The organism is Enterobacter sp. SENG-6, assembly GCF_001605945.1.
Classification (GTDB): Bacteria; Pseudomonadota; Gammaproteobacteria; order Enterobacterales; family Enterobacteriaceae; genus Enterobacter; species Enterobacter cloacae.
Genome location: NZ_LOMM01000025.1, coordinates 28,921 through 39,544 on the forward strand (window position 1 = coordinate 28,921; position 10,624 = coordinate 39,544).

The window sequence follows — 10,624 nt, forward strand, 5'->3', positions numbered from 1 at the left end:
CCATGACGAGTCCCGCAGAGCGTCACATGATGCGGGTCTCGGCCTCTGAAACAGCGCAGCGGGCTGCCGTCCCGCTGCGCAATGCAACTGCCTATGAGCAGATGCTCGTTAAGCTGGCCGCAGACAACCGCACTCTGAAACAAATCCGATCCAATGAGCGCAAGGCAGACAAAAAGCGCGAGCTGCTGCCGTTCTATCTGCCGTGGGTCGCTGGCGTCCTCGAAAACGGCAAAGGCGCGCAGGATGACATCGTCATGACGGTGATGCTCTGGCGTCTCGATGCTGACGATATCGCCGGGGCGCTGGAAATTGCCCGTTATGCCATGACCTACGGCCTGACCATGCCGACCGGTCGACGTCCGACGCCTTACCTTCTGGCCGAAGAGGTGGCACTGGCCGCGCAGCGCCTGCTTACTGCTAAACAGCCGGTCGAACTGTCGAACCTGCTCGACACCCTCGCGCTGACCGAGCGCGCGGATATGCCCGACATCGTGCGCGCGAAGCTGCACAAAATCACCGGCTACGTGCTGCGTGATGCAAAGCAACTGCCCGAAGCGCTGGCGCACCTGCAGCGTGCGATCCAGTTAGAAAGCACTATCGGCGTACGAAAAGACATTGAGCAGTTAGAGCGTCAGCTCAGGCCAAAACCCGAACCGGCACCGAAAACCCAAAAGACTCAACCGCGCACGCGCAAACCTGCCGCTAAACCGGCGGCACGGCGCGGGCGTCCACCAAAGGCGGCAAAAGCCGCAGGTTAACCGAGCGCTCCCCGAGCCGGGCGGCACGCCGGTCAATGCGGGTATCAATTGCCCTGACTGCGACCGGCGTCCACCGCCCACCCATTACCCGAGGTTGTCATGACGACGCTGATTATTGAGCCAAAAAAAGAGCCGCAGGATGTGCCGGGCGTGGTGATACCGCCACCGGGCGTGAGCGAGCCGGTAATCAAAAACACCCCGTTTTTTCCTGACGTTGATCCGAAGCGCGTGCGGGAAGAAATGCGTTTAGAGCAGACCGTTTCCCCCGTTCGCCTGCGCCGGGCGATTAAGACCGCGATCGCGGAGACTAACGCGGAGCTGAGCGACTGGCGCGAAAGTCAGCTCGATGCAGGTTACGCCACGCTGGCGGATGTCCCGACGGACAAACTCGACGGCGAAAGCGTGCGCGTTTTCCACTACTTCAACGCCGTGTGCTCGATGACGACGGCCACGCTTTATGAACGTTTTCGCGGCGTGGATGCGACCGCCAAAGGGGACAAAAAAGCCGACAGCATCGACAGCACTATCGATGAAATGTGGCGGGATATGCGCTGGTCTGTGGCGCGCATCCAGGACAAAGCACGCTGCATTGTGGGGCAAATCTGATGAAAGCGTATGCGCTGCAGGGCGACACCCTCGACGCGATTTGCGCCCGGTATTACGGGCGCACTGAGGGCGTGGTCGAAACCGTCTTAGAGGCAAATCCAGGTCTGTCTGAGCTCGGCGTGATCCTGCCGCACGGCACGGCAGTAGAGCTGCCCGAGACCGAGAGCGCGGCCAGAACCGAAACGGTGAATCTATGGGACTGAGTATGGAAAAAATCACCACGTTTATCGCCTACTGGCTGGCCGTGGGGCTGGCGTATGTCGGGGCAATGTCCCCCGAAAAGATGGCGCTTTACGTGGGCGGCGGATGCGCCATTTTTACCGCGCTGACGAACTACTGGTTTAAGCGCAAAACCTATCGCTATCTGACGTCTCTCGGACTCGATAAAGGGGCTATTCGTGAAATCAATCGTTAAAAAGTGCAGTGTGGCCGCCGTGCTGGCGCTGGCAGCGCTGATGCCTGACTTTCGTCTGCTTAACACCTCGCCCGAGGGGCTGGCGCTGATTGCCGACCTCGAAGGTTGTCGCCTGACGCCTTACCAGTGCAGCGCGGGAGTGTGGACGTCAGGCATCGGCCACACTGCAGGCGTCGTGCCGAAAGGGGAAATCACCGAACGTCAGGCGGCGGCGAACCTTGTCGCGGATGTGATGAACGTCGAGAAGCGTCTCGCAGTCTGCGTGCCGGTGGAAATGCCGCAGCACATTTACGACGCGCTGGTCAGCTTCTCATTCAATGTGGGAACCGGCGCGGCCTGCCGGTCGACGATGGTCGCCTATATCAAGCGTCATCAATGGTGGCAGGTGTGCGACCAGCTCCCCCGCTGGGTTTACGTGAATGGCGAAATTAACAAAGGGCTGGAGAACCGCCGCGCGCGCGAGCGTGCTTACTGCCTCAGGGGGATTCAATGAAAGTGATGTTGTTTTTACTGGCCGCGCTGATGGCGGTAGTGCTCTGGCTGCGTCATGAAAACGGCAACCTGACGCGCTCGTTTGAACGGGCGAACAGGGTCGCCACCGAACAAAAAACCGCGATCGGAATGCTGAAAAATCAGCTTTCCGTTTCGCAGGGAATTGCCAGGCGAAATGAAACCGCGCAGGTCAGTCTACGCGGCGAACTGCTGGCCGCCGGTGCGATGGCCGTGCGGCGTGAACAAACCATTACGAGGCTGATAAATGAGAATGAAACGTTACGCCGCTGGTATAGCGCTGAGCTGCCTGATGTTGTGCGTCGGCTGCACACCCGCGCCGCCTGCGCCTCCGCCGGTCATTGTTTACAGCGCCTGCCCGAAGGTGAGCTATTGCCCGATGCCGGAAAGCGACCCGGCCACTAATGGCGATCTGAGCGCCGATATTCGCAGGCTTGAGCACGCGCTCGCCGCCTGCGCGCTGCAGGTTGAAACCGTCAAAGACTGTCAGGATAAACTCGATGAAGAAAGCACGCAGCCTGCGCGAAGCGCTGATTAAAGCCGTCCCGCAGCTTGAAACAAACCCCGAAATGATGCGCATCTTTGCCGATGAAGGGAATATCGATGCACGTCTCGCGGCCTCGCTGTCGCACGAGAAAATTTACACCCTGAATGTGATCGTGTGTGACTTTGTCGGCGACCCTGACCTGATTTTCGTGCCGGTGGCCGCATGGCTCAGGGAGAACCAGCCGGATATCTGCACGCTCGATGACGGCCGCAAAAAGGGCTACCGTTTCCAGATGGATTTGAACGACGGGGACAGCGTCGATATCAGCATCAGCCTGCAGCTCACCGAGCGAACCATTATCAAAGAGGAAAACGGCGCGCTGCACGTAAGCTATGCCCCTGAGCCGCCGCTGCCGGAGCCCGTCACCCGGCCTAAAGAGCTCTACATTAACGGCGAACTGGTGAGCAAATGGGATGAGTGAATTTAAGCCTTTTGACGACCGGCTCAATGGTCTGATTGCTGCCCTGTCACCGGCTGCACGCCGTAAGCTGGCCGGAGAGATAGCAAAGGAGCTGCGCAAGTCGCAACAGCAACGCATCAAGCTGCAGAAAGCCCCGGATGGCTCGCCGTATCAGGCGCGAAAGCGTCAGCCGCTCAGGGCTAAGACCGGGCGGATTAAGCGGGCGATGTTCCAGAAGCTACGCACAAGCCGGTACATGAAAGCCACTGGCCGCGAAAACAGCGCGGTGGTTGAATTTACCGGCAAAGTGCAGCGTATCGCGCAAGTCCATCAGTACGGGCTAAAAGACCGCCCTAACCCGCACAGCCGTGACGTGCAGTACGCGGCGCGCCAGCTACTCGGATTCAGCCGTGAAGATAAACAGCTCGTCGAGACGCTGATAATTAAACACCTCTCTCTCTGAGCGTTGTCACAACAACCACAAAACACCGTTCCATTGCCGCTGGCCTCACCCGGCGGCATCCTTTCCCTATGAATAATCTAAATTCTCTGCAGGAAATCGCACGCGCGATCCGCAACCTTATCCGCACCGGCATCGTGACCGACGTCGACCACGACGAGGGGCTTTGTCGTGTCCAGACCGGCGGAATGGAAACTACCTGGCTGAACTGGCTAACCTGCCGCGCCGGTCGCTCGCGCGTATGGTGGGCTCCATCCGTTGGCGAGCAGGTGATTTTGCTGGCGATCGGCGGCGAGCTCGATACGGCGTTTGTGCTGCCCGGCATTTTCTCTGATGACCATCCCGCGCCGTCTGCCTCCCCTGATGCGCTTCATGTTTCCTTTCCTGACGGGGCGGTTATTGAGTACGAACCCGAAAACGGCGCGCTCACTGTGTCAGGCATCAAAACCGCAGACGTCACCGCGTCTGAGTCCATTACGGCCACCGTGCCGGTGGTGCTGGTGAAAGCGTCGAGCCACATCACGCTCGATACGCCGGAGGTGATGTGCACCAACAAGCTGACAACCGGTACGCTCGAAGTGAAGAACGGCGGCACCCTGCGCGGGAACATCGAGCACACCGGCGGGACACTGAAATCAAACGGCGTGCAGGTGGATAACCACGCGCATGGCAACGTACAGAGCGGCGGAAGCTGGACTAAGGGGACGCAATGACGGTGCGTTATCTGGGAATGAACAGCCAGACCGGCCTCAGTATCTCTGAGGTTGAGCATATCCGGCAAAGCGTGCGCGACATTCTGGTCACGCCGGTTGGCTCGCGCGTCATGCGCCGTGAATACGGCTCGCTTCTGTCGCAGATGATTGACCAGCCGCAAACCCCGGCGCTGCGCCTGCAGATTATGGCCGCGTGCTATTCCGCGATCCAGAAGTGGGAGCCCCGCGTAAATCTCTCGACCATCACCTTTGAACGGTCTGAAACCGACGGCGGGCTGTATGTCGACATCACCGGCACGCGCTCCACCGGCGGCCAGCCTTTTTCACTCACTATTCCACTGAGTTAAACGCTATGGCAATTGTTGACCTTAACCAGCTCGCCGCGCCTGACGTCGTGGAGGAACTGGACTATGAAACCATCCTGAGCGAGCGAAAGGCGACGCTCGTCTCGCTGTACCCGGAAGACCAGCAGGACGCCATCGCGCGCACGCTGTCGCTTGAGTCCGAGCCGCTGGTAAAGCTGCTGCAGGAAAACGCCTACCGGGAAGTTATCTGGCGACAGCGCGTCAACGAGGCCGCGCGCGCGGTCATGCTGGCCTACGCCACCGGTGCAGACCTCGACCAGATAGGCGGAAATTACAACGTTGAGCGCCTTGTCATCACCCCTGCAGATGACACGACGTTACCGCCGACGCCTGCCGTGATGGAGTCGGACACCGACTACCGTCTGCGCATTCAGCAGGCATTCGAGGGGCTGAGTACCGCAGGCTCTACCGGCTCCTATCAGTTTCACGGCCGCAGCGCTGACGGGCGGGTCGCCGATATTTCGGTCATCAGTCCCGCGCCTGCGTGTGTCACGGTCACGGTGCTGTCACGCGAAAATAACGGCGTGGCGTCTGACGAGCTGCTCGCCATCGTGCGCACCGCGCTGAACGATGAAGACGTCAGGCCGGTCGCTGACCGCGTGACCGTGCAGTCGGCGAACATTGTCGACTATAAAATCACCGCATCGCTTTACCTTTACCCCGGCCCCGAAAGTGAGCCGGTGCTCAGTGCGGCAAAAACAAAGCTGCAGGCGTACATCACCGCGCAGCACCGCCTCGGGCGCGACATCCGCAAATCGGCCATTTATGCCGCGCTCCACGTCGAGGGCGTGCAGCGCGTCGAGCTGGCCGAACCGGTGGCCGACATCGTGCTTGATGACACGCAGGCGTCATGGTGCAGCGACTACAGCGTCACCATAGGGGGTAACGATGAGTAATACCCGCCTGCTGCCGGTGGGCTCGTCACCGCTCGAGGTGGCGGCGGCGCGCGCCTGCGCTGAGATTGAAAATACCCCCGTTCCGCTGCGTCGACTCTGGAGTCCTGACGACTGTCCGGCAAATCTGCTGCCGTGGCTGGCGTGGGCGTTTTCCGTTGACCGCTGGGATGAGAACTGGCCGGAGGCCACAAAGCGGGATGTGATCCGCGCGGCGTGGTTTATCCATGCGCACAAAGGGACGATTGGGGCGGTGCGTCGCGTGGTGGAGCCCCTCGGCTACCTGATTAACGTGTCCGAGTGGTGGGAAACGAATGACCCTCCCGGCACGTTTCGCCTCGATATCGGTGTGTTAGAGACCGGCATCACCGAGGAAATGTATTACGAGATGGAGCGGCTCATTGCGGATGCAAAGCCAGCCAGCCGCCATCTTATCGGCCTCAACATTATTCAGGATGTGCCGGGCTATATCTACACCGGCGCGCTGACGTATGACGGCGACATCATCACGGTTTACCCGGATAAGTGAGAACACCATGACAGTAAAATATAAAACGGTCATCACCAAAGCCGGTGCGATTAAGCTTGCTGCAGCGACCGTCCCGAACGGGAAAAAAGTGAATTTTACGGCGATGGCCATCGGTGACGGTGGCGGCACATTGCCAGTGCCTGATGCCAGCCAGACAAAGCTCGTCAATGAAGTCTGGCGCCATACGCTGAACAAAATCAGCCAGGACAACAAGAATCAAAACTATGTGATCGCGGAGCTGCTCATTCCGCCTGAAACCGGCGGTTTCTGGATGCGCGAAATGGGGCTCTATGACGACACCGGCACGCTGATTGCCGTCGGCAACATGGCGGAAAGCTACAAGCCAGAGCTGGCCGAGGGGTCAGGCCGCGCGCAGACCGTGCGTATGGTCATCATGGTAAGCGACATCGAGTCAGTCGAGCTGACGATTGACACCTCAACGGTGATGGCAACGCAGGACTATGTCGACGATAAACTCGCTGAGCATGAGCAGTCCCGCCGTCATCCTGACGCCACACTTAAGGAAAAAGGGTTTACTCAGCTCAGCAGTGCGACCGACAGCACGTCTGAGACGCTCGCAGCAACGCCGAAAGCGGTTAAGGCGGCGTATGACCTTGCCAACGGTAAATACACGGCTCAGGACGCGACCACGGCGCAAAAGGGTATTGTTCAGCTCAGTAGCGCAACCGACAGCACGTCTGAGACGCTCGCCGCGACGCCGAAAGCGGTTAAGACGGCGTATGACCTTGCTAACGGTAAATACACGGCTCAGGACGCGACCACGGCGCAAAAGGGTATCGTCCAGCTCAGTAGCGCCACCGACAGCGCGTCTGAGACGCTCGCAGCCACGCCAAAGGCCGTAAAGGCGGTTAACGATAATGTTAAAACGCTGAAAGACAGCCTGGGAAAAGCCGCGTACAGAAACGTCGCTGATGATGCTGCCGGAGAATTAATTCCGGTAGGGTATAAAGGTAATTTTAAATCCGAATGTAATCACGGGGCGATTGATTTTGCGACTTATCCGTTTGTAGTTGGGGAATCATTATTCGTTGATTCACGTGGCTGTACGAATACCCCCCCTTTTTTGACGCAAGATTTTTATTATATAAATGTTGTGTGTGCCACTAGCCCAGCTCAGGGAGGGAGAGTTAACAGGCCGTTAATCCAATTTGTAAGTTATACAAATTCAACAATGATTTTTGCCATTCGGGAGGATGATGGTTCAACCATAGGCTGGCGTTATTTCCGTGCAGTGCAATTTGATGCAGACAACCAGAATGTTACCTTGCCTGGTGATGTAAGAGCTCGTAACGGTGCAATTGAATTAAGTCAAAGCGCAATAATCATTCGGGGCTCTGGCAATAAACATCTTTGGTTTTTCAATGCTTCAGGCGCTGAAATGGGGCTTGTTTACGCTTCTGACGATAAAGTACTCCACTTGCGGGCTGGTGAGGGGCCGTCAGTTAATATTCAGTCGAACGGTAATGTTGTTGCCCCAAATTATCTTGAGGCCAAGGATGATATTCACTCAGGGAGGAATATCAGTAGTGTTGGGTTAATCCAGGCAGGACGGGGGTTATACGACACTCCCGGCGTGCGGACTTACTCTCCTAACAATGAGCCTCCTTATCCGGTCACCAGTGTAAATGGTATGCAAGGGGCGGTAAGTATTGATTTAAGCCCTTATGCTCAGTCGGCATGGGTTGCAGCCAATTTCTTGCAAGGAGGGATCCGGCTGGCTTCAGCAGGAACGGCCGATAACGGTAACAACGATGGTAATTATGCCTATGCCCCGAATGGAGCTTTCGTAACTGCGGTAATGCAGAAGACAAACTATACAGCCGTCCAGTATCGTTATGTTCAGTACAACATCAACGGCAACTGGTATACAGCGCAGGTGATTTAATGACAATGCAATCAGGTGTATTTAAGAAATATGACCCGTTAGAAAAGTGGGGTAAATATACTGCTGCGAAAGTGGCTAAGCTCCCCCCCGATGAACTCGAATTATATTACATTGCCAAATCACCGGGGATGAATATTGTTTTTCTGAAAGATGATAATGGCAATGACTGGTATCAGTGGCTCAAGACGCTTTCACAAGAAACGTTGAAAGTCTCTTTTAATCCGGAAACGAAAGAAATTATCCATTTCTCTTATGATGCAAGCGCGATTTTCCCGATTAATCAGATTGTCGTTGAAATCTCGCCGGAGAATGTACCGGATGAATTTACCGCTGCGGGTGAGAAAGCATTGGGTGGCGCGTTTCTTTTTGTTGATGGCGAAATTACTGCCGCGCCGGTGGATTATGAGGCAGAGGCACAGCGCAAAAAACTTGAGCTAATGACTCAGGCAAATAACGTCATCGCCACGCTGCAGGATGCGGTTGATCTGAATATGGCTACAGACGAAGAAACCGCGAACTTGCTGGAGTGGAAGAAGTACCGTGTCCTTCTGAGTCGGGTAGATATTAATACACCGGTATGGCCGCCATTGCCTGCGACAACCTTTTAAATCATTACGCCGCATTTTTTGCCTGATTGACCAGAGCCCTCCACCCGGAGGGCTTTTGTTTGTTGTTTTATCCCTCCTCCAACGCCATTTCATCGCACCCGCAGAACACACAACAGAAAATAGTCGCACCCCTTAACCACGGAGTTAAACAGATGGGCGACTATCATCACGGCGTCGAGGTCATCGAGATTAACGATGGCACGCGCACCATTTCCACCGTCTCGACGGCCATCATCGGCATGGTCTGCACGGCCAGCGATGCTGACGCAAAGACATTCCCTCTAAACGAGCCGGTTCTGATTACCAGCGTGCAAACGGCTATTGGTAAAGCTGGTAAAAAAGGCACACTGGCAAAATCCCTGCAGGCCATCGCCGACCAGTGCAAGCCGGTGATTGTGGTTGTACGTGTTCCCGAAGGTATCGACGACCCTGAAGACCCGGAAGCGGCACAAAAAGAAACCATTTCCAACATCATCGGCACGACCGACGAAAACGGCAAATATACCGGCCTGAAAGCGCTGTTAACGGCGAAAACCGTCACCGGCGTTAAGCCTCGTATTCTCGGCGTGCCGGGGCTGGATTCTCAGGAAGTGGCGACCGCGCTTGCGTCAACCTGCCAGAGCCTGCGCGCGTTCGGCTACGTGAGCGCGTGGGGCTGCAAGACTATTTCCGACGCCATCAAATACCGCGAGAATTTCAGCCAGCGCGAGCTCATGGTCATTCACCCTGATTTTTTGGCATGGGACACCACGGCGAACGAAACCGATATTGCATGGGCGACCGCCCGCGCGCTCGGCCTGCGCGCCAGAATCGACCAGGAAACCGGCTGGCACAAAACGCTGTCCAACGTCGGCGTGAATGGCGTCACCGGCGTCAGTGCCTCGGTATCATGGGATTTGCAGGAGCAGGCCACCGACGCCAACCTGCTGAATCAGGCCGGGGTGACAACGCTCATCCGCAACGACGGCTTTAAGTTTTGGGGCAACCGCACCTGCTCGGACGATCCTTTATTCGTGTTTGAAAACTACACCCGCACGGCGCAGGTGCTGGCCGACACGATGGCGGAGGCGCACGCGTGGGCGATGGATAAGCCCGTTTCCGCAACGCTCATTCGCGACATCGTCGCCGGTATCAATGCCAAATTCCGCGAGCTGAAAAACAACGGCTATATCGTTGACGGCTCCTGCTGGTACGACCCGGAGTCAAACACCGTGGAAACCCTGAAAGCCGGGAAGCTGTATATCGATTACGACTACACCCCCGTCCCGCCGCTGGAAAACCTGACCCTGCGCCAGCGCATCACCGATACCTATCTGGCAGACCTGTCAGAGTCGGTCAACAGCTAAGGAGCTCAGAACATGGCGTTACCGCGCAAACTTAAATACCTGAATATGTTTAACGACGGCCTCAGCTACATGGGCGTCGTTGAATCCGTCACCCTGCCAAAGCTGACCCGCAAGCTTGAGAAGTATCGTGGCGGCGGGATGCCGGGCTCGGTGTCGATTGACCTCGGCCTCGACGACGACGCGCTGTCGCTTGAGTGGACGCTGGGCGGCCTGCCTGACGTTGAGCTGTGGGCGCAGTACGCGTCACCGGGTGCCGACAGCGTGCCGCTGCGCTTCACCGGTTCATACCAGCGCGATGACACCGGCGCAATCTCTGCCGTTGAGGTGGTCATGCGTGGCCGTCACAAGGAGTACGACGGCGGCGAGAACAAACAGGGCGAAAGCGGCACGACCAAAATCGCGACCGAGTGCTCGTATTACCAGCTCACGATTGACGGCAAGGAGGTCATCGAGATTGACGTCGTCAACATGGTGATGAAAGTCGACGGCGTCGACCGTCTCGCTGAGCACCGCCGGGCGATTGGCCTGTAACCCGTTAACCGGTCAGCCAGGCTGGCCGGTCACTTAC

General features: G+C 57.1%; 17 protein-coding genes. All 17 read left to right on the forward strand.

Annotated elements, in window-relative coordinates; all coding sequences use genetic code 11:
* Nucleotides 1-2: 2 nt before the first annotated feature.
* Nucleotides 3-758, forward strand: coding sequence for a phage terminase small subunit (locus AX755_RS13885; protein WP_062856930.1), 756 nt, complete (start codon nt 3-5; stop codon nt 756-758).
* A gap of 99 nt (nt 759-857) precedes the next feature.
* Entirely contained in the window at nt 858-1,364 is a 507-nt protein-coding gene (locus tag AX755_RS13890) for a head completion/stabilization protein (protein WP_048979843.1), read from the forward strand.
* On the forward strand, nt 1,364-1,567 hold the full coding sequence (locus AX755_RS13895; protein ID WP_023333101.1) for a tail protein X: 204 nt from the start codon (nt 1,364-1,366) through the stop codon (nt 1,565-1,567). Before AX755_RS13890 ends, AX755_RS13895 begins: the two co-directional genes overlap by 1 nt.
* Nucleotides 1,558-1,779 carry a hypothetical protein gene (locus AX755_RS13900; protein WP_062856931.1) on the forward strand — a complete coding sequence of 74 codons (222 nt, stop codon included), beginning with the start codon at nt 1,558-1,560 and terminating at the stop codon, nt 1,777-1,779. The genes AX755_RS13895 and AX755_RS13900 overlap by 10 nt, the downstream gene beginning before the upstream one ends.
* Entirely contained in the window at nt 1,763-2,272 is a 510-nt protein-coding gene (locus tag AX755_RS13905) for a lysozyme (RefSeq protein WP_062856932.1), read from the forward strand. The genes AX755_RS13900 and AX755_RS13905 overlap by 17 nt, the downstream gene beginning before the upstream one ends.
* Nucleotides 2,269-2,694: an Rz-like lysis system protein LysB gene (lysB, locus tag AX755_RS13910; protein ID WP_062856933.1), complete on the forward strand. Its 426-nt coding sequence runs from the start codon at nt 2,269-2,271 to the stop codon at nt 2,692-2,694. The genes AX755_RS13905 and lysB overlap by 4 nt, the downstream gene beginning before the upstream one ends.
* Nucleotides 2,582-2,827, forward strand: a complete 246-nt coding sequence (lysC, locus tag AX755_RS25820) for an Rz1-like lysis system protein LysC (RefSeq protein ID WP_073971452.1) — start codon at nt 2,582-2,584, stop codon at nt 2,825-2,827. The genes lysB and lysC overlap by 113 nt, the downstream gene beginning before the upstream one ends.
* Nucleotides 2,790-3,257, forward strand: coding sequence for a phage tail protein (locus tag AX755_RS13920; RefSeq protein WP_023333106.1), 468 nt, complete (start codon nt 2,790-2,792; stop codon nt 3,255-3,257). The genes lysC and AX755_RS13920 overlap by 38 nt, the downstream gene beginning before the upstream one ends.
* Nucleotides 3,250-3,699 carry a phage virion morphogenesis protein gene (locus tag AX755_RS13925; RefSeq protein ID WP_047720106.1) on the forward strand — a complete coding sequence of 150 codons (450 nt, stop codon included), beginning with the start codon at nt 3,250-3,252 and terminating at the stop codon, nt 3,697-3,699. The genes AX755_RS13920 and AX755_RS13925 overlap by 8 nt, the downstream gene beginning before the upstream one ends.
* Nucleotides 3,700-3,767: 68 nt before the next feature.
* Nucleotides 3,768-4,409, forward strand: a complete 642-nt coding sequence (locus tag AX755_RS13930; RefSeq protein WP_062856934.1) for a phage baseplate assembly protein V — start codon at nt 3,768-3,770, stop codon at nt 4,407-4,409.
* Nucleotides 4,406-4,756: a GPW/gp25 family protein gene (locus AX755_RS13935; RefSeq protein ID WP_023338715.1), complete on the forward strand. Its 351-nt coding sequence runs from the start codon at nt 4,406-4,408 to the stop codon at nt 4,754-4,756. Before AX755_RS13930 ends, AX755_RS13935 begins: the two co-directional genes overlap by 4 nt.
* Nucleotides 4,757-4,761: 5 nt before the next feature.
* The gene (locus AX755_RS13940; protein ID WP_062856935.1) at nt 4,762-5,670 is read left to right on the forward strand and encodes a baseplate assembly protein; all 909 of its coding nucleotides are present in this window, start codon (nt 4,762-4,764) and stop codon (nt 5,668-5,670) included.
* Complete coding sequence (locus AX755_RS13945) at nt 5,663-6,196, forward strand: phage tail protein I (RefSeq protein WP_048998830.1); 534 nt, start codon at nt 5,663-5,665, stop codon at nt 6,194-6,196. Before AX755_RS13940 ends, AX755_RS13945 begins: the two co-directional genes overlap by 8 nt.
* 7 nt (nt 6,197-6,203) lie before the next feature.
* Entirely contained in the window at nt 6,204-8,102 is a 1,899-nt protein-coding gene (locus AX755_RS25825; protein ID WP_231883362.1) for a tail fiber protein, read from the forward strand.
* On the forward strand, nt 8,102-8,710 hold the full coding sequence (locus AX755_RS13955) for a tail fiber assembly protein (protein WP_062856936.1): 609 nt from the start codon (nt 8,102-8,104) through the stop codon (nt 8,708-8,710). The genes AX755_RS25825 and AX755_RS13955 overlap by 1 nt, the downstream gene beginning before the upstream one ends.
* Nucleotides 8,711-8,862: 152 nt before the next feature.
* Nucleotides 8,863-10,056, forward strand: a complete 1,194-nt coding sequence (locus tag AX755_RS13960; RefSeq protein ID WP_062856937.1) for a phage tail sheath protein — start codon at nt 8,863-8,865, stop codon at nt 10,054-10,056.
* Nucleotides 10,057-10,068: 12 nt separating this feature from the next.
* The gene (locus tag AX755_RS13965) at nt 10,069-10,587 is read left to right on the forward strand and encodes a phage major tail tube protein (protein ID WP_062856938.1); all 519 of its coding nucleotides are present in this window, start codon (nt 10,069-10,071) and stop codon (nt 10,585-10,587) included.
* Nucleotides 10,588-10,624 lie beyond the last annotated feature (37 nt).